The 24,289-nt window shown below is 71.4% G+C and carries 27 protein-coding genes; 22 read left to right on the top strand and 5 right to left on the bottom strand.

Going from position 1 to position 24,289, the window contains the following annotated elements; genetic code table 11:
• Positions 1-93 precede the first annotated feature (93 nt).
• The 10 genes from ACFP6A_RS11560 (at position 94) to ACFP6A_RS11515 (ending at position 8,414) form a co-directional block, all read left to right on the top strand.
• A complete protein-coding gene (locus ACFP6A_RS11560) occupies positions 94-282 on the top strand; it encodes a helix-turn-helix transcriptional regulator (RefSeq protein WP_379603671.1) in 189 nt (62 codons plus the stop codon).
• Between the two features lie 187 nt (positions 283-469).
• Positions 470-2,398 carry an AAA family ATPase gene (locus ACFP6A_RS11555; RefSeq protein WP_379603670.1) on the top strand — a complete coding sequence of 643 codons (1,929 nt, stop codon included), beginning with the start codon at positions 470-472 and terminating at the stop codon, positions 2,396-2,398.
• A 397-nt stretch (positions 2,399-2,795) separates the two neighbouring features.
• Positions 2,796-4,262, top strand: a complete 1,467-nt coding sequence (locus tag ACFP6A_RS11550) for a terminase large subunit domain-containing protein (RefSeq protein WP_379603668.1) — start codon at positions 2,796-2,798, stop codon at positions 4,260-4,262.
• Positions 4,259-5,557 carry a phage portal protein gene (locus ACFP6A_RS11545; protein ID WP_379603666.1) on the top strand — a complete coding sequence of 433 codons (1,299 nt, stop codon included), beginning with the start codon at positions 4,259-4,261 and terminating at the stop codon, positions 5,555-5,557. The genes ACFP6A_RS11550 and ACFP6A_RS11545 overlap by 4 nt, the downstream gene beginning before the upstream one ends.
• Complete coding sequence (locus ACFP6A_RS11540) at positions 5,554-6,132, top strand: hypothetical protein (RefSeq protein WP_379603665.1); 579 nt, start codon at positions 5,554-5,556, stop codon at positions 6,130-6,132. Before ACFP6A_RS11545 ends, ACFP6A_RS11540 begins: the two co-directional genes overlap by 4 nt.
• Positions 6,129-6,557, top strand: coding sequence for a hypothetical protein (locus ACFP6A_RS11535; RefSeq protein ID WP_379603664.1), 429 nt, complete (start codon positions 6,129-6,131; stop codon positions 6,555-6,557). Before ACFP6A_RS11540 ends, ACFP6A_RS11535 begins: the two co-directional genes overlap by 4 nt.
• Positions 6,558-6,574: 17 nt before the next feature.
• The gene (locus ACFP6A_RS11530; RefSeq protein ID WP_379603663.1) at positions 6,575-6,757 is read left to right on the top strand and encodes a hypothetical protein; all 183 of its coding nucleotides are present in this window, start codon (positions 6,575-6,577) and stop codon (positions 6,755-6,757) included.
• A gap of 108 nt (positions 6,758-6,865) precedes the next feature.
• Complete coding sequence (locus tag ACFP6A_RS11525; RefSeq protein ID WP_379603662.1) at positions 6,866-7,705, top strand: phage major capsid protein; 840 nt, start codon at positions 6,866-6,868, stop codon at positions 7,703-7,705.
• Positions 7,706-7,707: 2 nt separating this feature from the next.
• The gene (locus tag ACFP6A_RS11520) at positions 7,708-8,028 is read left to right on the top strand and encodes a hypothetical protein (RefSeq protein ID WP_379603661.1); all 321 of its coding nucleotides are present in this window, start codon (positions 7,708-7,710) and stop codon (positions 8,026-8,028) included.
• Entirely contained in the window at positions 8,025-8,414 is a 390-nt protein-coding gene (locus tag ACFP6A_RS11515; RefSeq protein WP_379603660.1) for a DUF6093 family protein, read from the top strand. The genes ACFP6A_RS11520 and ACFP6A_RS11515 overlap by 4 nt, the downstream gene beginning before the upstream one ends.
• 359 nt (positions 8,415-8,773) lie before the next feature.
• Here ACFP6A_RS11515 and lepB read toward each other — a convergent pair whose 3' ends face one another.
• Positions 8,774-9,466, bottom strand: coding sequence for a signal peptidase I (gene lepB, locus ACFP6A_RS11510; protein ID WP_379603659.1), 693 nt, complete (start codon positions 9,464-9,466; stop codon positions 8,774-8,776).
• A gap of 267 nt (positions 9,467-9,733) precedes the next feature.
• On the opposite strand from lepB, the gene ACFP6A_RS11505 reads away from it, so the two are divergent.
• The 6 genes from ACFP6A_RS11505 to ACFP6A_RS11480 all read left to right on the top strand — a co-directional run bounded on the left by ACFP6A_RS11505 (position 9,734) and on the right by ACFP6A_RS11480 (position 14,182).
• Entirely contained in the window at positions 9,734-10,366 is a 633-nt protein-coding gene (locus tag ACFP6A_RS11505) for a hypothetical protein (RefSeq protein WP_379603658.1), read from the top strand.
• A gap of 146 nt (positions 10,367-10,512) precedes the next feature.
• Positions 10,513-11,076, top strand: a complete 564-nt coding sequence (locus ACFP6A_RS11500; protein WP_379603657.1) for a DUF6114 domain-containing protein — start codon at positions 10,513-10,515, stop codon at positions 11,074-11,076.
• Positions 11,073-11,954, top strand: a complete 882-nt coding sequence (locus ACFP6A_RS11495; protein WP_379603656.1) for a DUF6230 family protein — start codon at positions 11,073-11,075, stop codon at positions 11,952-11,954. The genes ACFP6A_RS11500 and ACFP6A_RS11495 overlap by 4 nt, the downstream gene beginning before the upstream one ends.
• A complete protein-coding gene (locus tag ACFP6A_RS11490) occupies positions 11,951-12,457 on the top strand; it encodes a DUF6114 domain-containing protein (RefSeq protein WP_379603655.1) in 507 nt (168 codons plus the stop codon). The genes ACFP6A_RS11495 and ACFP6A_RS11490 overlap by 4 nt, the downstream gene beginning before the upstream one ends.
• Before the next feature lie 4 nt (positions 12,458-12,461).
• Positions 12,462-13,442, top strand: coding sequence for a hypothetical protein (locus ACFP6A_RS11485; protein WP_379603654.1), 981 nt, complete (start codon positions 12,462-12,464; stop codon positions 13,440-13,442).
• Positions 13,439-14,182: a DUF6230 family protein gene (locus ACFP6A_RS11480; RefSeq protein ID WP_379603653.1), complete on the top strand. Its 744-nt coding sequence runs from the start codon at positions 13,439-13,441 to the stop codon at positions 14,180-14,182. Before ACFP6A_RS11485 ends, ACFP6A_RS11480 begins: the two co-directional genes overlap by 4 nt.
• 299 nt (positions 14,183-14,481) lie before the next feature.
• On the opposite strand, the gene ACFP6A_RS11475 is transcribed toward ACFP6A_RS11480, so the two are convergent.
• The gene (locus tag ACFP6A_RS11475) at positions 14,482-15,336 is read right to left on the bottom strand and encodes an SDR family NAD(P)-dependent oxidoreductase (protein ID WP_379603652.1); all 855 of its coding nucleotides are present in this window, start codon (positions 15,334-15,336) and stop codon (positions 14,482-14,484) included.
• Positions 15,337-15,543: 207 nt separating this feature from the next.
• On the opposite strand from ACFP6A_RS11475, the gene ACFP6A_RS11470 reads away from it, so the two are divergent.
• Entirely contained in the window at positions 15,544-16,626 is a 1,083-nt protein-coding gene (locus tag ACFP6A_RS11470) for a ferredoxin reductase (RefSeq protein ID WP_379603651.1), read from the top strand.
• 135 nt (positions 16,627-16,761) lie between these two features.
• A complete protein-coding gene (locus ACFP6A_RS11465) occupies positions 16,762-17,934 on the top strand; it encodes a fatty acid desaturase family protein (RefSeq protein WP_379603700.1) in 1,173 nt (390 codons plus the stop codon).
• A gap of 55 nt (positions 17,935-17,989) precedes the next feature.
• Here ACFP6A_RS11465 and ACFP6A_RS11460 read toward each other — a convergent pair whose 3' ends face one another.
• The gene (locus ACFP6A_RS11460; protein WP_379603650.1) at positions 17,990-19,492 is read right to left on the bottom strand and encodes a PucR family transcriptional regulator ligand-binding domain-containing protein; all 1,503 of its coding nucleotides are present in this window, start codon (positions 19,490-19,492) and stop codon (positions 17,990-17,992) included.
• Between the two features lie 115 nt (positions 19,493-19,607).
• On the opposite strand from ACFP6A_RS11460, the gene ACFP6A_RS11455 reads away from it, so the two are divergent.
• Positions 19,608-20,108 (top strand): nucleoside deaminase, encoded by a 501-nt coding sequence (locus tag ACFP6A_RS11455; protein WP_379603649.1) that lies wholly within the window; start codon positions 19,608-19,610, stop codon positions 20,106-20,108.
• Positions 20,108-21,427, top strand: coding sequence for a cytosine permease (codB, locus tag ACFP6A_RS11450; RefSeq protein ID WP_379603648.1), 1,320 nt, complete (start codon positions 20,108-20,110; stop codon positions 21,425-21,427). Before ACFP6A_RS11455 ends, codB begins: the two co-directional genes overlap by 1 nt.
• Positions 21,428-21,465: 38 nt before the next feature.
• Here codB and ACFP6A_RS11445 read toward each other — a convergent pair whose 3' ends face one another.
• Positions 21,466-21,729 carry a metal-sensitive transcriptional regulator gene (locus ACFP6A_RS11445; RefSeq protein WP_379603647.1) on the bottom strand — a complete coding sequence of 88 codons (264 nt, stop codon included), beginning with the start codon at positions 21,727-21,729 and terminating at the stop codon, positions 21,466-21,468.
• Between the two features lie 244 nt (positions 21,730-21,973).
• Between ACFP6A_RS11445 and ACFP6A_RS11440 the strand changes: the two genes are divergently transcribed.
• Together ACFP6A_RS11440 and ACFP6A_RS11435 are read left to right on the top strand one after the other, a co-directional pair.
• Positions 21,974-22,297: a rhodanese-like domain-containing protein gene (locus ACFP6A_RS11440; protein WP_379603646.1), complete on the top strand. Its 324-nt coding sequence runs from the start codon at positions 21,974-21,976 to the stop codon at positions 22,295-22,297.
• A gap of 32 nt (positions 22,298-22,329) precedes the next feature.
• Complete coding sequence (locus ACFP6A_RS11435; protein ID WP_379603645.1) at positions 22,330-23,712, top strand: rhodanese-like domain-containing protein; 1,383 nt, start codon at positions 22,330-22,332, stop codon at positions 23,710-23,712.
• Between the two features lie 83 nt (positions 23,713-23,795).
• Here the strand turns inward: ACFP6A_RS11435 and ACFP6A_RS11430 are convergent, their stop codons facing one another.
• Positions 23,796-24,203 carry an OsmC family protein gene (locus tag ACFP6A_RS11430; protein WP_379603698.1) on the bottom strand — a complete coding sequence of 136 codons (408 nt, stop codon included), beginning with the start codon at positions 24,201-24,203 and terminating at the stop codon, positions 23,796-23,798.
• Positions 24,204-24,289 lie beyond the last annotated feature (86 nt).

Raw genomic sequence — 24,289 nt, 5'->3', positions numbered from 1 at the left:
AGGTGGCGCGGCTTGACTTCGCTGCGTGTCGCTGCTGTGATGACTTACACGCGTGGGATTCCCGCGGAGGATCGATGAGGGATGTGGTTGAACATGGACCGGCTGCTCAGCATCGAAGAGGTCTCGGTGCGGACCACCGTGCCCGTTCCGACGCTCCGCTATTACCGGCACAAGGGCACCGGGCCCAAGAGCTTCAAACTGGGCGGCCGCGTCGTCTACAAGGAGTCCGACGTCGAGTCGTGGATTGAGGACCAGTACGCCGCTGCGACCCGGGCGAGCTGAGCGTGTTCCCGCCGACCGGTCGGCGCGTCTTCGCGGTCCGCTGGCGACGACAAGGCGCACGGCCCGACGTGCGGATGCGTTTTTTCAGTCGCCGCCACGACGCTGAGCTGTACGCCGACCGGCTTGCCGGCTACGGCAAGGACGTGCGGATCTTCGTCACGTCCGCGGACTGGGCGGAGGTGCCCAGGTGAAGGCCGCGACCTGGATGCTCGACGCCGACGGCGAGCTGATGCCGCCGGCGCTCGACCTGTACCACGAGCTGCGTCTCACCGAGGATCAGTGGGCCGCGTGGTGGGACGTGTGGGACACGGAGGCGAACGCCCGCACCCGCGGCCGCGGCGGAGTCCGCATCAGCCTGCTCACCGGCGACCCGGAACAGCCCCGGTGGGTCGAGGTCGTCGACGCCCTCATCGAGCTCGACCGGATCGACAAGGCGGACCGGGCCACCGCCCTCAAGAGCGAGTGGATCAAGTTCGCCGGGTGCCCCGGCTGCGGGTCCTCCGGTGCGTTCCTCCGCCGCGACGCGAAGGGCCGGTACGCGGCCGGACAAGTTCGCCTGTCCTGCGGTCGCCGGTGCCGCACCCGCGACGTCCTGCGGCAGCTCGGCGTCGACGTCCCACCCGACGTCTACGAGCTCGTCGGACGCGACGAGCGCCGTTCGGGTACGCAGCACCGTGCCTCCGCGAACGGCCCGCAGGAGGCCGCCCAGGCCCCCCAGGAGAGCGATCCTGGGGCCGAGCCCGCCGTGCACGAGCACGAGGCCCGGCGACTCATCCTCACCCCGGCGTCCGCGATCAAGCCACGCCGGGTGCTGTGGGCCTGGGCCGGCCGACTGGCGCTGGGCACCCTCGCCCTGCTCGCCGGGCGAGAGGGCCTGGGCAAGTCAACGCTCGCCTACTGGATCGCCGCACGGCTGTCCCGCGGCGAACTGCCCGGTGAGTACCGCGGCACCCCGAAGTCCGTGCTGGTGTGCGCCACCGAAGACAGCTGGGAGCACACCATCGTGCCGAGGCTGATCGCCGCGGGGGCCGACCTCGACCGCGTGTTCCGAGTGGAGGTCCGCTCGGCGGACGAGATCGTGCTCGGGCTGTCCCTGCCGCGAGACCTGCACCGCGTCGAGCAGGCCGCCGCCGAGACGGACGCCGCGCTGCTGCTGCTCGACCCACTCATGTCCCGGCTGGCCGACGACCTCGACACCCACCGGGACGGCGACGTGCGCCGGGCACTCGAACCGCTGGTCGCCGTCGCCGACCGGACCGCCATGACCGTGCTCGGGCTCATCCACCACAACAAGTCCGGCAGCGCCGACCCCCTCCAGCTGGTGATGGGATCGAAGGCGTTCACCGCGGTGGCCCGCTCCGTGCACACCGTCGTGCCCGACCCGGACGACGACACCGAGCAGCGCCGGCTGTTCGGCACCCCGAAGAACAACCTGGGCCGCACCGACCTGCCGATGCTCGCTTTCACCGTCACCGGGCACCCCGTCGAGACCGACGACGGCACCGCCTGGACCAGCCGCCTGGAGTGGGGGGAGGAGATCGCCGACACCATCGGCGAGACGATGCGCCGAGCCCAGGACGCCGTCTCCGACCGGGGCGCCACCCAGGAGGCCGCCGACTGGCTGGCTGACTACATCCAGATGCACGGCGGCAGCGCAGCGTCCGCCGACGTCAAGCGGGACGGGGCGAAGGCCGGCCACTCCGTCGACGCCCTCAAACGTGCCCGCCGGAAGCTCCGGCTGACCACTCGCAGTGAGGGCTTCCCTCGCGTCACGCACTGGGAGTTCCCAGTCGGAGCCCAGTTGGAGCAACAGTTGGAGCAGCCGTCTAGGGGAGATGCTCTAACTGCACCAACTGCTCCAACTGAGCCCAGTCAGCGCAGTCAGCGCAGTTGGAGCAGTGGGCGGAGACCTGGGGAACCGGCTGCTCCAACTGGCGACGAGGCACCCACTTCACGGGGCGAGCTCGGGCCAGACGACGGCGGGACAGCAGTCGAGCCGGGGCCGAAGTGCCAGCTCTGCGGCCAGCCTCTCCTGCTCGCCACCCCCGGGCGGACCGTCTGCGAGCGATGCCGTCTCGACCACCGGCAGCCCGAACAGCACCGGGAGGCCTCGTGATGAAGCCCTGCCTCACGTGCGGCGAACCCTCGCCAGCGACGTACTGCGACGAGCACCAGCCCAGCCGTTCCACCCCCCGCGGCTCCGCCCGCGAGCGAGGCTACGACCGAGCGTGGGACAAGCTGAGCAAGCGGGCTCGCCGCTTGCAACCGTTCTGCGAGTCCTGCGGCTCCGTCGACAACCTCACCACCGACCACCTGCCGTCCGCGTGGGAGCGCCACGCCGCCGGCCTCCCGCTGCGCCTGGCCGACGTCGCCGTCGTCTGCGCTGCCTGCAACGCCGCCCGCGGCAGCTCCCGGCCCGGCACGCCTCGAGCCCGGGGGTATGAGGGAACCGAGCGCCGCTCGGGACCCCTGGACAAGGCACACAGCCCGTCACACACCCCGGGGGGTATCCGGTGAAGGCTGGCCCGAAGGCGGCCGTCGACCCGTCCCCGCTGCCGTTCCGCTCGAGGAAGACCGGCGCGGCCCGGGTCGCCGCGTTCTGCGAGCGGTTCGTCGTCACCCCGAAGGGCACCGGGGCCCGGTCCCCGATGCGCCTGCGGCCGTGGCAGGTCGAGCTCGTCGCGTCCGTGTGGGACGCCGACCCTCGCCCGCGGCTCGCCGGCTGGATGCTGCCCCGCGGGCAGGGCAAGTCCACTCTCGTCGCCGCGCTGGGTCTGTACGACCTGATGCTCGGGGTCGAGGGCTCGTCGGTGGTGGTGGCGGCCACGGACGAGCGTCAGGCCGGGATCGTGTTCGGCGCGGCCCGCCGCATGGTCGAGCTGCACCCGGACCTGGCGAGCCGCGTGCAGGTGTACAAGGACCGGCTCACGGTGCCCGGCCGGGACGCGTCCTTCCAGGTCCTGACCGCCGAGCCCAAGCGCCTCGAGGGCCTGGACCCGACGTTGGCGATCCTCGACGAGATCGGCGTGATCTCCCGCGAGGTGTACGAGGTGGTGGCGCTCGCGCAGGGCAAGCGGGAGTCCTCGACCCTGCTGGGGATCGGCACGCCGGGCCCGGACCCGCACGACTCCGTGCTGACGGACATGCGGGACTACGCCCGCGCCCACCCGGAGGACACCTCGTTCGTGTGGCGGGAGTTCTCCGCGGCCGGCTTCACCGACCACCCCGTCGACTGCGCTCACTGCTGGGAGCTCGCGAACCCAGCGCTGGGCGACTTCCTGCACGCCGACGCCCTGCGGGCCCTGCTGCCGCCCAAGACCCGTGAGGCGACGTTCCGGCGGGCCCGGATGTGCCAGTTCGTCACGGACACCTCGGGCGCGTTCCTGCCGGACGGGGTCTGGGACCGGCTCGCCACCGGGGAGGCCGTCCCGGACGGCGCGGACGTCGTCATCGCCCTGGACGGCTCCTTCAACGGGGACGCGACCGCGCTGCTCGTGGCGACGGTGTCACCGAGGCCTCACTTCGATGTCGTGGGCCTGTGGGAGCCGCCGGCCGGGGACAGTGACTACCGGGTGCCGGTGGCGCAGGTCGAGGACGCGATCCGTGCCGCCGCCCGCCGCTGGCACGTGCTCGAGGTGGTGGCCGACCCGTTCCGCTGGACCCGCACGTTGCAGGCCCTCGAGTCCGAAGGGCTCCCGGTCGTCGAGTTCCCGCACAGTCCGGGCCGGCTCACCCCCGCCACCACGGACCTGTACGCGGCGGCTATCGCCGGGGAGCTGTCCCACTCCGGGGACCGTGACCTGGCCCGGCACGTCGGCAACGCCGTCGTGGTCGAGGACACCCGTGGTGTGCGCCTCGACAAGGGCAAACGCGGCTCGACCCGCCGGATCGACCTGGCCGCGTGCGCGGTCATGGCCCATTCGCGTGCCACCTGGCGCGCGTCCCGCAAGACCAGACGCAAGGTGAGGAGCTTCAAGTGAACGACCTGCTGACCACCCTGTTGCAGCGGCTCGACGAGCCCGCCGCCCGGTACGCCGAGCTCGACAGGTACTACAGCGGCACCCAGCCGCTGTCCTTCCTGGCCCCCGAGGCCAAGACCGCGCTGGGCTCGAGGTTCGGGCGCATGGCCTCCAACCTGCCCCGCCTGGCGGTCACCGCGTTGGCCGAGCGGCTGCGGGTCGTCGGCTTCACCCGTGACGGCCGCCCCGACGAGGACCTGTGGGCCGACTGGGTCGCCAACGACCTCGACCAGACCTCCGGGGTCGCCCACCGGGAGGCCCTCACCCTCGGCCGCGCCTATGTGATCGTGTGGGGCGACGAGGCCGGCGGGCCGCGGGTGTCGGTGGAGTCCGCCCGCCAGGTCGCCACCCTCGTCGACCCCGGCTCGAGGCGAGTCCTCGCCGCAGTCAAGAGGTGGGAGACCGCCACGACCACCGAGGCCGTCCTCTTCGAGGCCGACCAGGTGACCCGGCTGCGGGCCCAGTCCACCGGCGCGACCACCGCCGGATTCCGCACCGTCGAGGTCCTCGAGAACCCGCTGGGCCGCCCGCCGGTGGTGGCGCTGACCAACTCCGACCGGCTGCTCGACGAGCACGGAACCTCCGAGATCACCGACCTGGCCCCGCTCGTCGACGGGCTGAACAAGACCCTGGCCGACATGCTCGTCGGGTCCGAGTACTACGCCCGTCCCCGCCGCTGGGCGACCGGCGTCGAGCTCGAGGAAGACGACACCGGGGAGGCGACGAACCCCTTCCCCGAGGATCACCGGATGATGGTGGCCGAGGAATCGGACGCGAAGTTCGGGTCCCTGCCCGCCGCCGACCTCGGCGCGTACGAGGCCGCGGTGAAGGTGCTGCTCGGCCAGGTCATGGCCGTCTCCGCGCTGCCCGGTCACTACCTCGGCGTGATGACCGCCGAGCCACCGTCAGCGGACTCCCTGAGGGCCGCGGAGGCCTCCCTGACCGCGAGGGCCGAGGCCCGTCAGGCCACGTTCGGCAGGAGCTGGGAGGACGTCGGCAGGCTCATGGTCGCCGTCCGCTCCGGGGTCGATCCCGACTCGGTCACCGTCCGGGTGAAGTGGGCCGACCCGGCGACCCGCTCGGTCGCCCAGGAGGCTGACGCCGTCGTCAAGTTGCACGCCGCCGGCCTGCTGCCCGCCTCGGTTGCCCTGGCCCGCCTCGGCTACACCGACGACGAGATCGCCGCGATCCGGGACGCTCGCCGCGCCGAGGCCCTCGACGGGGCCGGTCTGAACCTGACGGAGCTGCTGCCGTGACGTTCCGCGACACCATCACGAGCCTGGCCGGGCAGGCCGAGGACCGGGCACTGGACCTGTACGCCCGGTGGGAGGCCGGTGAGCTCGACGACGAGCAGTTCGAGGCTCTGCTCGCGGCCCTCGTCGCCCGGTACAACTCCCGGGCCGCCACCGTCGCGGACCTGGCCCTGGCCGCCGCCGTCACCGTGGCCCTGAGACGTGCCGTGGCCCCGCTGGGCATCGTGACACCGCCCGGCGACCCTCAGCGGCTCAGGACGGCCACCAGGACGCTCCGGGAGGCCCTCGAGGACACCCCGGACCCTCAGGCGAGGGTGGCCCGCCTCGCCCGCGCCGAGCCCCTCGACACCGCCGCCCGCAGCTACTCCGAGGGCATCGCCCGCAGCCGGCACGTCGAGGGCTGGGTCCGCGGCCTCAGTGCCAACGCCTGCGAGCTGTGCACCTGGTGGGCTCGCGGCGGCCGCATCTGGCCGAAGACCCACCGGATGCCCACACACAAGGGCTGCACGTGCACCCCGATCCCGACCGTCAGTGAAGTTCCGATCAAGCCCGACCAGACCACCAGGAGGAAGCGATGAGCGAGACCCAGACCGAGGACGTCGTCGACCAGGACGTCGTCGAGCAGGACGTCGTCGAGCAGGACACCGAGACCCCGACCACCGAGCCGGAGACCACCGAGCCGGAGGTCTTCCCGCGGGAGTACGTCCAGCAGCTCCGCGACGAGGCCGCGAAGTACCGTACGAGGGCCCAGCGGGCCGACGACCTGGCCGCGGCACTCTGGACCACCCGCGTGGCCGCCACCGGCCGGCTCGCGGACCCCACCGACCTGCCGATGCCCGCCGACACCGACCCCCTCGACAGCGAGGCCGTCACCGCCGCGATCGACGAGCTGCTCGCCCGCAAGCCGCATCTCGCCTCCCGCCGGCCGCGTGGCGACGTCGGCCAGGGCACCACCAGCGCCGCTACGGTCGACCTGGCGGGTCTACTCCGGGCCCGCGCCTGAACAAAGGGGAAGAGCACATGCCGAAGAAGAACGCAGACCTTATCGGGGAAACCGCCGGGGTCCTGCTCAACGAGATCAAGAAGCACGCCGGGAACTGCACGCAGCCCGACCAGCTGAGAGCACTGGCGGAAGCGTTCTCGACGGTGGCGGCTGCCGACCAGCAGGTGTCGTCCGGTGGTCGCAGCGGAGCTGTCCATTAGCACACCCCCTGGGGTATCCTGAGAGGGCAGTCCTGGCGGCTGCCCTCTCGCTTGTGGCCCTGGCGGCCAGCGGATCACCGAACCGCTACTCACGTCAGGAGCCCCGTCATGGTCGAGACCACGACCGCGAACCCCGAACTGCTCCGCGAGCAGGTCGCCAACATCCTCATCCAGCCGCTCGAGGCCGCCTCCGTCGTCCTCGCCAGCGGACCGCGCGTGTTCGACACCTCCGAGCCGCTGCGCATCCCCAAGCTCGTGTCGTCCTCCGACCCGTCCTGGGTCGGGGAAGGCCAGCTCATCCCCGAGCACGACGTCGACTTCGATGAGGTCCGGCTCATGCCGACCGAGCGCAAGTCGATCAAGACGCTGATCCGGTTCACCAACGAGCTGCTGCGTCAGTCCGTGATCGGGCTGGACGCCACGCTCAAGGCCCGGCTCGTCTCCGACGTGTCCCGCAAGCTCGACACCGCGTTCCTCACCGGCGACGGCGTCGACAACACCGTGACCGGGATCGTCAACCAGGCCGGCGTGCAGACCGGGGTCCTGGACGCGACCGAGCCGGACTCCTTCCTCGACGCGCTCGCGCTGGCCCACGCCGCCGAGGTCACCCCGAACCGGTGGTTCATCTCCGGCACGGACTTCTTCGCCGTCCGCAAGATCAAGGACACCTCCGGCAAGTACGTCCTCGAGTCCGACATCACCAGCGGCACCACCTACCGGCTGTTCGGTGTCCCGGTGACCGTGACGAACAAGCTGCCCACCGGCACCGCCGTCCTGGCGAACATGTCGGAGGTGGCGATCGCTCGTGACCTCGCGCCGAGCGTCACGGTCCTGTCGGAGCGGTACGCCGAGTACGACGAGCAGGCGATCCGCGTGGTCACCCGCTGGGACCTCGGCCTGCTGCGCCCCGAAGGCGTCATCGTCCTGACCGCCGCCACCGCTCCGTGATGATGCCGACCGCGGAGGACGTGGCCGCGTTCCTCGGCCGGGCCGGCGACACCACGATCGTCGGCCTGGCCGGGCAGCACCTGCCCGTCGTGACGGCGATGGTGAAGGCGTACACCCGGGACGCCGGCTTCGACCCGGCCACCGGCGAGCCGTCCGACGACCTGGCCGCCGTGATCGTGTCCTCCACGAGCCGGGCCTGCATGAACCCGTCGCACACCGTCGAAGAGAACGTCGGCCCGTTCTCCGTCCGGTACGGCACGTTCGCGGGCTGGACGCTGCCCGAGCTCGCGATCCTGCACCGCTACCGCAGGAGGGCCGCATGAGGCCCAACGTCGAGCTGCTGCGGTCCCGGCAGGCGAGCTACCTGACCGAGACCGGCACCGTGACCCGCCCCGGCGGGGAGGGCTACTGGGACGACACCCTCGGCCAGTGGGTCGAGGGTGGGACGGTCCTCGTCCACGACGGTCCCCTCCTCGTCCGTCCGCAGTCGAACGCCGAACGTGTCGTCGAGGCCGGCGAGGCCACCGTCGCCGTCAGCAAGTACGACGTCACCCTGCCGGCGCTCACCCCCGTCCAGCGGGGCGACACCGTCACCGTCACGTCGTCCCCGCTCGACCCGGCCCTGGAAGGGGTCCAGCTGACCGTGCAGGACGTCCCGTTGGACGTCTGGCAGGTCGCCCGGTACTGCGTGGCCGTGATGGTCACGTAGGGCGTCAACCACGCCCGGCCGGTCTCCTGCTGAGCCGCCCGGGGACGGATGGTCGCGAGCGGGTTCTGACTTCCTTTCCCCGCACAGACCGGCCAGCGCCCAGAGGCCCCGGAGCCTGAGCGTCGCTCCGGGGCCTCACTCAGTCCGCAGTTAGTCCGCGAGAAGTCCGCAAGCGCTCCACGACAGTCAACACCGGCCAACGGCATAACCGCAGGTCAGAGCGCAAGTGCCCACCACGGTCAACGACGGTCAACTACGCAGGAAGAGTTCGAGCTCTACTTCGACATCTGACCGTCACCGGCGCACCGACAGGGCACCTTCCCGCGCACCTACAGGGTGAGGGGCCCTGTCGGTGCGTCTCAGGCGCCCCCGGCTACCGGCGGGGGGTCGGGCACGGGGACTAGGCGGACGTCGTTGTCCACCGTACCGAAGCGGCTGACCGGCAGGATCCGAAACCACAGCCGCGCCTGGATGTCCTCTCGAGGTACCCACCCGAAGATGCGTGAGTCCGTGGAGGCCCCCCAGTTGTCCCCCAGCACCCAGTAGGAGCTCTCCGGCACGGTGGCCCATGCCTGCGCGCCGCCGCGCACGACGGCTCCCTCTGGGGTGCAGCACGACTCGGTGCCGGCACCGACGCGCGGCGGCCAGGCAGGGTTCTCGACCCGGAAGACGTCGTCCTGGCCGGCGGGCTTGATCAGCACCTGCGGCGCGACAGGGTCTCCTACGATCGCCACCCGGTCCCCGGGCAGACCGATCACCCGCTTGACGATCGGGCGACCGCCGCCCTCGTCGTCGGGGCCCGGCTGAAGCGCCTCGACGAGGTCGAACCGTTCGATCGCGTGCCGGTTGAGCAGGTCGAGCTCGAGGCGGTCACCCTGCTGCAAGGTCGGCTCCATGCTGCTGCCCGTCACCATGACCGAGAAGGTCAGGCCGGCGACGACGGCGAGCATGGCGAGCAGGAACAGCACCAGGGCTCCGACCGCGACGACCCCGCGGCACCTGCCGCGCTCCGGGGAGGCGCCGGCTACGGGGTCCGAGGTCGACTGCGTCATGCTCGTCCTCTCCCCGCGCGGTACCGGACAGCTCGGGGCACAGTAACCGCCGTCGCCGCCACCGTGCCCCCTCCTGACACAGTCCCCGTTGTCGTCGCCATCCACCTTGTCTACATCGTTGACAGTTCTTGGGAACATGTCTTGACAGTCTGCTGTGACGCATGCCACTGTCCAGATCCGTTAACCGGGATGTCGGTGAGGTTACCGCCGATGTCGGTGAGATGACCTCGGTCGGGACGATCCGGCCGAATGAGCGAGGGAGCAAGGATGGAAGGACAGACAGCGGGGCGGACGCGGCTCGGCCGCTTCGCGGCGATCACGGTTCCGGCCACGGTCGCCGCAGGCGGGCTCGGTCTGGCCATGGTGCAGGGCATGGTCGGCGCGGCGATCTCCTCGGCGGACGGCTTCTCGCTGCAGTCGAAGGCGATCACGAGTGACTCGCTGAAGGTGCGCCCCGGTCAGGCCGAAGCCACCACCGGCGCTGACGAGACGGTCTACGCCGAGACCGGCGGCACGACCAACGCGAACGGCATCACGGTGACCGCGCAGGTCCCGCTCCCGGTGCTGGGCACCGCTGAGCTCCACATCAACTCCACCGACCCCACCATCGGGCTCGGCAGCGTCATCCTCAACGCCAAGACGCTCGCGATGACTGACGGTGAGAATGGAGCCGACGGAGGTTCTTCCGGGGCGGTCCTGGACGGCGTCGCCCTCGGTGTGGCCCAGTCCGAAGCAGGGTTCGCCGCAAACCCCGGCACCGGCTACGTGGCGGACGGCTTCGCGCTCACCGCCGGCAGCTCGACCCTCAACAACCTCGACGCGCAGACCTACGCGATCCAGCTGGAGGGCCTCGAGGTCGAGGATCTCTCGCTGGGCGTGTCACTCCTGCCTAGCAACTAGCTGACGTTGCCTTAGCAACTAGCTGACGTCCGACCCGACACCCTGACACTGAGCCGGGCGGCGGGGTGGCGTCTGGGGGGCCAACCCGCCCCACGACGCCCCCCGCCGCTGCGGCACCGATGAGCACGTCTTCGAGGAACCCGATGATGACCGACGCCGTGGAGGCCGCTGAGCCGGCCACCCCGCCTGCCGCCGTGTCTGCCCCTGCCGCCGAGCGCGCGGAGCCGGCTGCCCCTTCTGCGCGCAGCCTCCCCCGCCGGATCCGGCTGGGCTTCCGGCGCTTCCGCCGCACCCGCCCGTTCTGGGGTGCGGTCATCCTGCTCCTGGGCGCCTACTTCATCGCCAACCCGATCGTCGGTGGCGGGTTCGCCTTCGTCGTCGACGTCGGCGCCAGGGCGCTGACACCCCTGCTGCTGGCCTTCGGCATGGCGGCAGCGGCCCTGGTGGCGATGTTCCAGCCGGCGCAGCGACACTTCCCTGCGATCGTCGCGATGGGGCTGTCGGTGGCCTCGCTCCCGCTCGCCAACCTCGGTGGCTGGGTCATCGGCATGGCGGCCGGGATCGTCGGTTCCGGCATGATCTTCGCCTGGACGCCCTACACCGACACGCAGCTCGCCACCGTCGCCGCCAAGGCCGAGCGGAAGGCGGCGCGCACCTCACGCCGGCCGCTCCGGTGGTCACGGCGGGCGGAGAGCAGGAAGGCAGCATGAGACAGCCGCGACGCCTTCTCGAGCGGCGCACCTCCCCGTCCGGACCGGCCAAGCGCGCGCACGGGCTGTGGGGCCGGATCACCCGCTGGTTGCAGAAGGTCGGGCACGACGCCGTCGACGCGGCCAGCGCGAGGCGCACGGCCATGATGGCGGCCGCCGCGGACCAGCGCGGCACCCGTAAGCGGTCCATCCCGACGATCGCCGTGGGCCTGGCCGGGTTGGGGGCGATGTTCGGCGCGGTCAGCCAGAACGCGCTGGCCGTGAACTTCACCACCAGCGCCGACACCTTTGCGGTGTACTCGAACTACCTGCAGGGCACGAGCGTCGCCGCGTACCTGGCGGAGAACGGCACGGAGGACGGCACGACGGGGGTCGCCGAGTTCGGCATCGGGCAGGCGGCGTTCGCGGGCTTGTGCGCCATCGCCACGCAGGACCTCCCGGCCGGCACCGCGATGTCCCTGGTCATCACCGCCGGGGAGCCGGTGCACGACTCCTTCTCCGGGACCAGCGTGCCCGACGGCGTCACCCTGGACGAGGACGGGGCTCTCGCCGGCGACAGTCTCGAGGGTGCGATCCAGGCGTCGAACCTGTTCCTGAACTCCGACGCCCTGGGCGGTTACGGCAACCAGATCGGCGGACTCAACCTGGGCCAGTCCGCCGAGTCGGTCTACGGCAGCGCCAGGGTGGACTGGCCCACGGGTCAGACGCAGCCGACTCCCGGTGCCTTCGGGCTCTCCGCGGAGAGGCTCAATCTCGCTGGTCTCCACGCAGCGACGTACGGAGTCAGCTTCGGCGGCGAGATCACCCTGCCGAGGCTGAAGCTTCAGGTGTTCCTCGGGGAGAAGACCCAGGCCGACTGCCCGGGGGCGGCGTCGTGAACCCCACCCAGCGCGTCCACCGGTACTCTCCGGTGCCGGCGGCGGCCGGCACCGCCGAAGCGACGCGCGCGGCGGCGCCGGGGCGCCACCGGCTGACCCGTGCGATCGCCGGGACGTGGGCGTGGTTCCGCGCGTTCCGCCGCACCCGCCCGTTCTGGGGCGGCCTGTGGACCATGCTCGCCGGCGCTTGGATCATCCGGGCGATGTCGTTCGGCCCGCTGCTGGCGGTCTCGGGCGGTTGGAGCTACTCGGCCGGCTACATCCTCGGCGGTGCCCTGGTCAGCTTCGGGCTCGTGGCGTGGTTCGCGCCGCACTACCGGTCCTTGGTCGGCATCTTCGCGTTCGCCGTCGCCCTGGCCGCGTTCGTCGCCGCGAACCTCGGGGGGTACCTCGTCGGCAGCGTGCTCGGCATCGTCGGCGGCTCGATGATCTGGGCCTGGGGCGACACGACGCCAAAACCCGGCAAGCAGACCGAGCGCCGGCCTGCAACCCCCGAGGAGTGACCCCGTGGACCGGCTGACCTCGAGCGCCGGCCGCCAGCGGGTCGTCGTTCTCACCGCGCTGGTCGGTCTGTGCGGGGCCCTCTTCCTGTGGCCGGGCACCGCCCGCTCCGGGGCTCCCGCGCAGGCGGCGGTCCCGGGCTGCCCGACCGAGCCCACCGAGGCGCTCCCTGGACTCGTCAACGGCAACGCCCTAGAGCTCGGCAACGGGACCACGATCACGCCGTGCATCCCGAACGCCCCGCTGCACCTGCGCATCGGCTACAGCGACGGCGACTCCGGCGGCGCCACCGGGAGGGGCACAGCGTTCACGACCGACAGCATCACCTTCCCCGACGGGACCTACACGATCGAGGGGACGAGCTGCGGACCGTTGGGCAGGACCGAGGACTCGACCATCGCCATGCCCACCATCCTGGCCTTCGCCGACGGCACTCAGTCCGCCGGCCCGACGGACCGGGAGACGTACCCGAACGCCGGGGCACTGTCCTGCGGCAGCCCAAGCAGCCTGTACGCCGACCAGGGCTGGTCGGCGGAGGTCGACCAGAGCGACGAGGCGATGCTCGTGCACATGCGGTTGAAGAACCTGCAGATCAACCGGGACGCCTTCATGACAGTCGCGCCTCAGGGCGACCCCGCCGCACCGACGGCAACCGGCACCGGCGAGTACACGCTGACCTTCACACCGGCTGACCAGGACGACGCAAACTGGAACGTCGGCGACTCGTGCGTCTACACCGACCTGTGGCTGCGCGCCGACACCCACATCAAGGTGAACATCCTGGGCATCGAGACGACCGTGGGGCAGCTGGCCAGCGACAAGAACCTCTGGAGCAAGTTCCTGGCCGCAGTTGCGTCACTGCCGCACATCCCAGGCCTGGAGCTGGACGCCTGGGTCTACTTCATGAGCATCAACAAGGGGGACGACTGCACCGGCTCCCCGACCACCCTGAACCTCCCGGATACCAACATCGAGGTCATTCCGTGACCGGTGGCGACCGGCGGTACGGGGTGCGGTGGCGTCGTGCCACCGTGATGAACCTGCTGGGGCTGCTCCTGCTCAGCTGGATCGCCACCCTGCTGTCGTCCGGCACGACACGAGGTCTGGGCGGGCCGGACCTGGTCCTGCAGGGGAAGAAGTCACACTTCAGCACCGCCAAGCTCAGCACCACCGACGTGGGGTTCGGCCTCGTGCCGATCCAGGTGGAGACCGGCACCGGCACACAGACCCGCTACGTCCTGCGCATGGGCTTCGCGGCCGGCTCCCTGGACGGCTTCTGCCTCTCCCAGACCGAGCAGTTCCTCGGCACCGACTGGACGATCCGGGTCACCTCCCGCGACGGGCAGCTCAACGTCGCGGACGTCTCCGGCAGCAAGGTCCAGTTCGACGTCACCTCGGTGACGTCCACCGACGCTCCCAACACCAGCGGCAACGGGATCAGCCTGCGCGGCAACGTCGCCTTCGGCGCTGCGACCCAGGACGTCACCACCTGGCGGGACAGTGCTGGCAACCCCGTGGTGAACCCGCTGGACGCCCCCGCGGACCTCACCGGCATCAACGGCCGGCTCTTCGCCATCGACTCCGACGTCGGGGAGCTCTACAACGTCACCGGCGAGATCTACGACGCGGTGATCGAAGGACCGATCATGATCAAGAATCTCCTCATCGACGTCGTCCCGGGCACTGAGGAGACGGCCGGTTGCACGGCCGGTGAGATCATCTACTGAACGAGGAAACCGAGGCACGGGCCCGCACATGAGCGGGGGGAGCCGGCCGCGAGGCGTCAACACGAGGCTACGAATTCGTAACTTGCGGGCACCACTCCCCGATCACCCCAAGGTGAGCCAGGTGGCGGTCAGAACATCTCCCGTGCCGATGCAACGGAGCGGCCCCCGGCGCACGGGACCTCTCGATCCGTCACATCTGGCACAGCAGCGAGCCCCGCAGCAACGACCGACAGAACCGCTCTCTACAAGCGTGCCTGTTGGCCAGAAGTGGTGCTGCGGGGCTCGCCCATGTCCTGCACTCAGGCCGTGGGGACGTTGGTCAGCTTCTTCATCACGTCCTCGAACACGCGCCCGATCTCCGGGTCTGGGCGACCAACGCCGCCACCTGCTACCCAACCACCGTCGACCACCAGGTTGACACCGGTGACGTAGTCGGCCTCGTCGGAGCACAGGTACACCGCCGCCATGGCGATGTCCTCAGGGCGTCCGACGCGAGGATTGAGCAGTGCGCGCTCTACGGGCGCACGCCCCCCTGCCTCCAGCAACGGCCGCGTCGCCGGGGTGTCGATAAACCCTGGAGAGACCGTGTTGACGCGGATGTTCCATGGGGACAGCTCGACAGCCAGATTCTCCGTCAGGCGAAGGACGGCCGCTTTAGCCACATTGTGGACAAGGTTTCCCGGAACGTTCCCGGGCATGGCCGAACCAACCATTGCGGCAACGGAACCAGTGTTCAGAATCGTGCCACGGCCCTTGCGCTTGAAGACCGGGAGCGCCTTCTGGATCGCAAGAAAGAGAATCGTGACCTCGTTGGTCATGTCAAATTCCCAGTCCTCGCGAGTAAGGGACTCGATGGTGCCACCACGGACACCCGAGGCGTTGTTGTACAGGATGTCGAAGTCGCCGTACTGGTCGACAGCGAAGTCGATCCAGCTCTGCACTGCAGCTTCGTCAGCAAGGTTGAGCGGCTGCATCGAGACCATTTCGCCGCCCTGGGCGCGCACCAGCTCCACGGTCTCCTCAGCCAGATCCGCCTTCAAGTCACATCCGACGATCTTGGCTCCCTCTGCCGCGAAGGCGAGGGCGGCGGCCCGCCCCTGCCCGTCCGCCGTCCCCGTGATCAGCGCGATCTTGCCCTGCAGCCGTCCTGCCATGAGGTGCTCCTCTGTGTTGATGGGGCTCGAACCGGCGCCTCCGAGAGCGCCTGCCGCGCCGAGATGGCAGTTGCCGTCAGTTGACGCGACATGTTGATCATGCCATACCCCTTCTGACCTGGGCGCCCTCCCGGCATACTCGCGCGCGAGACGCCGGGCTACGGATTCGTAAGTTACGGCTACGTACCCTACGGTGGCGTAGTGCGCTTGACCGCTCCCCCGCACCGCCGGGCCTCCCGGCTCGCCGCGCTCGCCCGGCGGGTGGCCGCCGCGGCAGCTCACCCGCTCGTCCCGGAGGACTACCTCGACCTCGTCGCCCCACTGCGCTCCGGCGCCGACCTGCGCGGCCGCGTCGTCGACGTCGTCCCGGAGACCGCGGACGCCGTCACCGTCCGCATCCGGCCCGGCCGCTCCTGGGCCGGGCACGTCGCGGGCCAGTACACCCGCATCGGCGTCGACGTGGACGGCGTGCGGTGCTGGCGGCCGTACTCGCTGACCTCCCGGTGCGCGGCACCGGACGGCCTCATCAGCATCACGGTCAAGGCGATCCCGGACGGCCGGGTGAGCGGCTACGTCCAGCGGGACCTGACCCCCGGCACGCTCGTCCACCTGGACCAAGCCACCGGCGACTTCGTGCTCGGCGCCCACCGCGGCCCGACGCTGTTCGTCACGGCCGGCTCCGGCATCACCCCCGTCATGGGCATGCTGCGCAACCATCTCGACGAGCTCGACGACGTCGTCCTCGTCCACTCCGCCCCCACCCCCGACGCCGTGGTCTTCGGCACCGAGCTCCGCCGGTGGCACGCCGCCGGCCGCCTGCGGCTCGTCGAGCGGCACACCGAGCGCGACGGCCAGCTGTCCCCCGCCGACCTGGACGCCGTCGTCCCGGACTGGCGGACCCGCCAGACGTGGGCGTGCGGCCCCGTCGGCCTGCTCGACGCCCTCGAGGAGCACTGGACCGCCGAGGAACCCGCCACCGCGCTGCACACCGAACGCTTCCGCCCGCTCGTCCTGGCCACGGGCGACGGCGGCCAGGTGACCTTCACCCGGGCCGGCGCCGTCGTCGACGCCGACGGCGCCACCACCCTGCTGGACGCCGGTGAGGACGCCGGCGTCCTCATGCCGTCCGGGTGCCGGATGGGTATCTGCTTCGGCTGCGTCGTCCCGCTGCGCTCCGGCACCGTCCGGGACCTGCGCACCGGCGACGTCACCACCGCGACCCCGGACGACGACGTCCGGATCCAGACCTGCGTGTCGGCCGCGGCCGGCCCCTGCGAGATCGACCTCTGAGGAGACCTGCCCATGACCACCACCGCCGTGCGCACCAACCCCCGCACCGAGGAGCCGAGCGGACCGGCCGACCAGGCCGACCGCACGACCGCCCGCCGGGCCCGGACGCCGGACAGCCGGCTGTCCGTCGTGACGATGGAGCGCCGGCACGTCCCGAAGCCCTCCGGCAAGCCGGACCCGACCGCCCACCTGAGCGCCGAGGACGTCGAGGCACTGGGCCGCGAGCTCGACGAGCTGCGCCGGGAGGTGATGGACTCCCGCGGCGCCCGTGACGCCGCGTACATCCGCAAGGTGATCAAGGTCCAGCGCTCGCTCGAGGTGGGCAGCCGCGCCGTCCTGCTGTTCTCGGCCCTGCCGCCGGCCTGGGTGCTCGGCACCGTGGGGCTGTCGGTGGCCAAGATCCTCGAGAACATGGAGATCGGCCACAACGTCATGCACGGGCAGTGGGACTGGATGCGTGACCCGCGGATCCACTCCCAGGCCTGGGAGTGGGACCACGCCTCGCCGTCGAAGCTGTGGAAGCACAGCCACAACGAGCTGCACCACACCTTCACCAACGTCCTGGGCCGGGACAACGACCTCGGCTACGGGATCATGCGCGTCGACGAGGACCAGCGCTGGGTGCCGAGGCACCTCGGCCAGCCGCTGTGGAACTTCCTCAACGCGTGCTTCTTCGAGTACGGCATCGCCGCCTACGACCTCGAGCTCGGCAAGCACCTGCGCGACGGCACCACCGACGACCCGACCTTCCGGGCCACCGCCCGCACGGTGCTGCGCAAGATCCGCGGTCAGATGACCAAGGACTACCTCGTCCACCCGCTGCTGTCCGGGCCGTCGTTCCTGCACACGCTCGGCGCCAATGCCACCGCCAACCTCGTGCGCAACCTGTGGACGCACTCGGTGATCATGTGCGGGCACTTCCCCGAGGGCGTCGAGACCTTCGCCACGGAGTCCATCGAGGGCGAGACCCGCGGGGAGTGGTACCTGCGGCAGATGCTCGGCTCGGCGAACATCCACGGCAGCACGGCGATGCACACCATGACCGGGAACCTGTCCCACCAGATCGAGCACCACCTGTTCCCGGACATGCCGAGCAACCGGTACGCCGAGATCGCCCCGCGGGTCCGGGAGATCTGCGGCCGGTACGGGCTGAGCTACACCACCGGCACCCTGCCGCAGCAGGTCGCGTCCGCCTGGCGGCAGGTCATCCGGCTGTCGCTGCCCAACGACGTCCCTCCACGACAGGCGCCGGCCGCCGGGCTACGGGCGGTCGCCCGCACCGTACGCCGGCGGCTGCGGCGCCGCTGAGGACTCACCTCGCCGCCCTGGTCCGACCACGGGCGTCACCGGATCGCCCGAGGTCCTAGCGCGACCGGCCGCGGGCGGCCAGCACCCGGGCCGCGCAGGTGGCCACGACGAGCACCTCGTGGGCCCGCGCGTCGTCCGGCCGGTGGCCGAGCAGCTCCTCGATCCGGGCCAACCGCTGGTACAGGGACTGGCGCTGCAGGTGCAGCTCGGCGGCGGTGCGCGTCGGGGAGCAGCCGCGACGTAGGTAGGCGTCCAGGGTGGCGACCAGAGCCGTGCCGTGCGCCCGGTCCCAGGCGACGAGCGACCCGAGGGTGTCGGCGGCAAGCCGCTCCAGGGTTGCGTCATCGAGCCGGCCGAGCAGCCGCGGCATCGTGAGGTCCCGGCTGAGCGCCACCGACTCGCCGAGCAGGGTCGCGGTCCCCAGCGAGGCGTGGGCCTCCTGCAGGGAGCGGGCCACGTCGGCGAACGGGACGGCAGGCCCGATCGTCACGACGGCGTCCTCGGCCGCCAGCCGGTCGCCGACGTCGCGGCCGGCCTCTGGGGCGGATCCGTGACCGGGCAGCGACACCAGGGCGAGCACCTCTCCCCGGACGACGTGCGCGAGCACGTCCAGGCCGGCCGCCGTCGCCGTCGTCCGCCAGCCGGCGACGAGCGCCGCCGGGTCCGGTGAGGACGCCGCAACCCCGACGACCCGGGACCGTGCAGAAGGGTGGAACCCGGCAAGGCCGGCGCGCACGAGCAGCTCGCGGTGCCCGGGGACGGCACCGGCCAGCAGGTCTGCCAGGAACGGCGCGACGACGTCCGACGGCCCGCCGGAGCCTTCCCGACCCAGCAGCACCGCGGCAGACCCGGCCAGCCGGGCGGCAGCGAGCTCGGCGGTCCGCGGGTCCACGGCGGACTCCCCGACGACGACGGCGCCCCACTCGGCGTCCCAGATCCGCACCGGCGCCCGAGCCAGCGGACGGCGCAGGAGCCGGTCGGTCTGACGCTGTCCGCCGACGCCGGCGGCAGCGACGACCTGCTCAGCACGGGTGACGAGGGCGACCGGAGCGCCGAGGCTGCGGGCCGCGCACGCGACGAGGTCGGCCGCGCCACCCCCACCGGCGAGCGCGGCATGGACGTCCTCGACCAACCGGTCGACCACCCGCAGCCGCCGGCCCTCGGCGTCGAGGACGGCGCTGTTGGCCTCCTCGCAGATCCTGATGAACGGGACGACGTCCTGCAGCACGAGCAGTGGCAGGTTCTGGACGCGGGCCTCGGCCGACACCTCCAGCGGCAAGGTCGGCAAGGACCGGCCCAGCTCCACCGCCACCGCTGCCACACCACGCGCAGCCAGCTCGCGCACCCAGTGCCGGCGTGCCCCGGCGTCCGCCCCCGCCAGGCCGAGGCCGGTGGTGAGCAGGAGGTCACCCTCCGACAGCAGCGGGCCGATCTCGTAGATCTCGCTGGAGTGCACCCAGCGCACACGACGGCGCGAGTCCACCGGTGGCACCACGAGCAGGGGCCGCGCGTCCCGGACGGAGCCCAGGTCAAGGAACTCAGCGAGGGTGAGCGTCATCACGTCCCTCCGACACTTCGTCGAGTCAGAACCGGCTCAGTACTGACGGAACGACGATTGTCCACCGGCACCGGGCACGTGGACTCTCGGCGTCACGACCGACCTGGAGGCGCCGATGGACCCCGTGGCACTGGACGACGAGACGGCACGACGGTGGCTCGCCGTCGCCCTCCAGGAGGCGCGGGCCGGACGTGACTCCGGCGGCGTCCCCATCGGCGCGGCGCTGGTCGGCCCGGACGGCGAGGTCCTCGGCCGGGGCCACAACCGCCGGGTGCAGGACGACGACCCGTCCGCGCACGCCGAGACCGCAGCCTTCCGGAACGCCGGCCGCCACCGCAGCTACCGCGGCACGACGATGGTGACCACGCTGTCGCCGTGCTGGTACTGCAGCGGGCTGGTGCGCCAGTTCGGCATCAGCCGGCTCGTGGTCGGCGAGGCCCGCACCTTCTCCGGCGGCCACGACTGGCTCGCCGAGCACGGGGTCGAGGTGCACGTCCTCGACGACGCCGAGTGCGTACGACTGATGGAGACCTTCGTCGCCGAGCGACCCGACCTGTGGTTCGAGGACATCGGCGTCACCCCCGACGACCAGCCCCACGCCCAGGAGACCCGCTGATGTCCATGCTGGAGCGCGCCGAGCACGACACCGTCAAGCAGTACGTCGACCCGGACTACCCCATCACCCCGGTCCCCACGAACGCGCGCCGGTCGCTGTTCTCGCTGTCCGTCGTCCTGCTCGGCTTCACGTTCTTCACCCCGACGATGCTCGCCGGCGCGCAGATCGGCGCCGCGTTCGACGTGACGTCGCTGATCTGGGTGCTCCTGCTCGGCAGCGCCGTCCTCGGTCTCTACGTGGGCGTGATCGGCGGGATCGGGGCCCGCACCGGGCTGACGACGGTGATGATGTCCCGCTACGCCCTGGGCACCGGCGGCTCCAAGCTCGCGTCCCTGCTGCTGGGCGGCACGCAGGTCGGCTGGTACGGGGTCACCGTGGCTACCCTCGCCGGCCTCACCGCCAGCGCGCTGGGCTGGCAGGGTGACGGCGTCCTGACCGCACTCATGGTGGCCGGGGGCCTCGTCATGGGGGTCACGGCCTACTTCGGCTACCGCGGGATGTACGCGCTGTCGCTGGTGTCCGTGCCCCTGCTGCTCGTCCTGGCGGCCTGGGTGACGGTTCGCTCGCTCGAGGAGATCGGGGGCTGGGCCGGTCTGCAGGACGTCGTCCCGACCGACACGATGAGCGTGGCCGTGGCGGTGACCGTCGTCGTCGGCACCTTCGCCTCCGGCGGCACCCAGGCACCCAACTGGACCAGGTTCGCCCGCACGCCGTCGGCCGGCTTCTGGGCGTGCCTCATCGCCTTCATGGTCGGCGAGCTACTCATGCTCGGGTTCGGCGCAGTCGGCGCCATCTCGTTCGGCGAGGGGGACTTCGTCCTCGTGCTCTACCAGCTCGGGCTCGTCGGGTGGGGACTGGTGTTCCTCGTGGCGAACCTGTGGACGACGAACGACAACACGGCCTACAACGTCGGCGTCGCGGGGGCGGAGATCGCCAACTCACCGACGAAGAAGCCGTTCGTCGTCGGCGGTGTCGTCCTCGGAACGCTGCTGGCGGTCACCGGCATCTACGACAACCTCATCGACTACCTGGTGTGGCTCGGCATCCTCATCCCGCCGCTCGGCGGCGTCGTCATCGGCGACTACTGGGCCCGCTGGCGCGGCGGGATGACCGTGGCCAGCGAGGAGCTGCCTGCTGTGGAGTGGCGCAACGTCGCCGCGTACGTCGTGGCTGCGCTGGCCGCGTGGGCATCGAGCGAGGGGGGCTGGTTCATCCCGCCCGTCGTCGGGATCCTCGTCGCGGTCGTGGCCGTGCTGGCCCTGCAGCGGGGACGGCACCCGGTCACCGGTCGGGACGAGGCCCCCGTCGGGACCCGCTGAGAGGAACCGGTCTCAGCCAGAGTCTCAGGCCAGGACGCTCAGGCCAGGGACAGGAAGAGCTTCTCCAGCTGCTTGCTGTCGACGGAGTCGACCTCACCGGTCTCGACGACGCACTGCTTGAGACCGTTGGCGATGATCGCGAAGCCGGCGCGGTCCAGGGCCCGGCTGACGGCGGCGAGCTGGGTGACGACGTCCTCGCACTCCCGGCCCTCCTCGATCATGCGGAGCACCCCAGCCAGCTGACCCTGAGCACGCCGCAACCGGTTGACGACGTCCGGCAGCTGGTTGACGTCAAGCTCCATGGCGATCTCCTGACTCCTCGCGGCGGGCCGACCCCGCGGATACTCCGGAGGGTATCAACCGAGGGCTCGGCAACGGTGTTCCCCCCGAGGCGGTGTTCCCCCCGCAGGCGGCCGCCCGCAGGCGGCCGCCCGCGGGCCCGGGCGAACCAGTCGGAATAGATGTCCGGACACGTCAGTTGTCAGCGATACCCCAGGGGGTATAGTCCCTCCGACCCTGCACCGAGACCGAAGGAGCACCACCGCGATGCGCGAGGTCGACCTCGAGACGTTCGCCCAGGCCCACGCCGACGGGGCGCTGGTGATCGACGTCCGTGAGCCGATGGAGTACGTCCAGGGCCACGTGCCCGGAGCCCAGCTCATCCCGATGGGCTACCTGCCCTCCCAGATCGACGAGCTGCCCACCGACCGACCGGTCTACGTCATCTGCGAGACCGGCAACCGCAGCCTCGCCATGACCTCCTACCTCGTCCGGGCCGGTGTCGACGCCTGGTCCGTCGCCGGGGGGACCAGCCAGTGGCAGAGCAGCGGCCGCCCGGTGGTCACCGGCCGGCACGCCAACGCCGCCTGACCCGTGCCCACAACGGCCCTGAAGGAGCACCTATGACCTCCCCCACGATCGTCCCCATCGACACCCCTAGCCTCGGCGACCGCAGCTACCTCGTGCACGACGGCCGCGTCGCCTTCGTCGTCGACCCGCAGCGGGACTTCGACCGTGTGCTCGACGCGGCCCGCGAGGCCGGGGTCACGGTCACCGACGTGTTCGAGACCCACATCCACAACGACTACGTCACCGGCGGCCTCGCCCTCGCACAGGCCACCGGCGCCACCTACCACGTCAACGCCGACGACGACGTCGCCTATGAGCGCCACCCCGTCCGCGACGGCGACGTCATCGAGATCGGCGACGCCATGCGGGTCCGGGTCATCGCCACGCCCGGCCACACCTTCACCCACCTGTCCTACGCGCTGGAGGCGAGCGGGGAGGCGGTCGGCGTCTTCACCGGTGGCTCCCTGCTGTTCGGCTCCACGGGCCGCCCCGACCTGCTCGGACCGGAGCACACCGACGCCCTGGTGCGCCACCAGCACGCCTCCGCCCACCGGCTCGCCGACGAGCTGCCCGACGAGGCCGGCGTCTTCCCCACGCACGGCTTCGGGTCCTTCTGCTCGGCGACCCAGTCCGAGGCGGTCGCCTCGACCATCGGGCAGGAGAAGCGCACGAACCCCGCACTGACCCAGGACGAGCAGACGTACGTCGAGGAGCTGCTCGCCGGGCTCGACGCCTGGCCGGCGTACTACGCGCACATGGGACCGGCGAACGCCGCCGGCCCCGGCGCCCCCGACCTGTCGGCCCCGGCCCCCGTCGACCCGCAGGAGCTGCGCCGTCGCCTCGAGAGCGGTGAGTGGGTCGTGGACCTGCGGACCCGGACGGCGTTCGCCGCCGGCCACGTCGCCGGGACCCTGAACTTCGGCCTGGACGGCCAGTTCTCCACCTACCTGGGCTGGCTCATGCCGTGGGGGACGCCGCTGACGCTGCTCGGCGAGTCGCCCGAGCAGGTCGCCGAGGCCCAGCGCGAGCTCGTCCGGATCGGCATCGACGAGCTGCAGGGAGCGGCCACCGGCACCCCGCAGGAGTGGGCCGGTGGCGGTGAGCTGGCCAGCCTGCAGGTCGCCACCTTCGCCGACCTGGCGCAGGTGCGTCACCACCGGCCGGTCACCGTGCTCGACGTCCGGCGCGCGTCCGAGTTCGCTGAGGCGCACATCGACGGCGCGGTGAACATCCCGATCCACGAGCTCCTCGACCGGCTCGACGAGGTCCCCGGCGGGGAGGTCTGGGTCCACTGCGCCGGTGGGTACCGGGCGTCGGTGGTCGCGTCGTTCCTCGCCGCGGCCGGCCGCACGGTCACCTCGGTGGACGACTCGTTCGACGAGGCGGCAGGCACGGGCCTGCCCGTCGTCCGCGGAGACGCCGTCCGAGCCGCCTGACCGGCCCGACTCGCAGACCGCACGCGACGGCGGTGACCGCGTCCCTCGTACGCGGTCACCGCCGTCTTTCTCGCCCTCCGGGATCAGGGGCTTGTCGGTGCCACCTCGACCACCGACAGCTCGATCTGCGGAGGGTGCTCCAGGGTGTGGTGCACCGTGCAGCCCCCGACCACTGCGGTGAACCGGTCCAGCCGGTCCGCCGGAAGCGCGGCCGGTGGCGTCACCCGCACCCGGATGGTCCCCACCCGGGCCGGCCGCTCAGCGGCCAGCTCCCAGTCGAGGTGGACGGCCAGACCGTCCCGGTCGATGCCGTGCCGGTCGCAGAACCGGCCGGCGTAGAAGGCCACGCAGGACGCGAGACCGGCCAGGAACAGCTCGGTGGGCGTAGGGGCGGTGTCCTCGCCTCCGAGTGCCGGTGGCTGGTCGACGACCACCTCGTGCCCCCGGACGGCGATCACGTACCGGTCACCGCCCAGCGGGCGGACGGCCATGGACTCCACGTGCGGCACCTCTTTCGTCGTCGCTGTCAGACGATCAGCAGCGTCGGACCAACAGCAGCGGTCGGATGAACAGCAGC

The organism is Quadrisphaera sp. GCM10027208 (assembly GCF_042658805.1).
Lineage (GTDB): Bacteria > Actinomycetota > Actinomycetes > Actinomycetales > SCSIO-59966 > SCSIO-59966.
The sequence above is the reverse complement of the archived record's forward strand: the minus strand, read 5'-3'. Positions and strand labels throughout refer to the sequence as shown.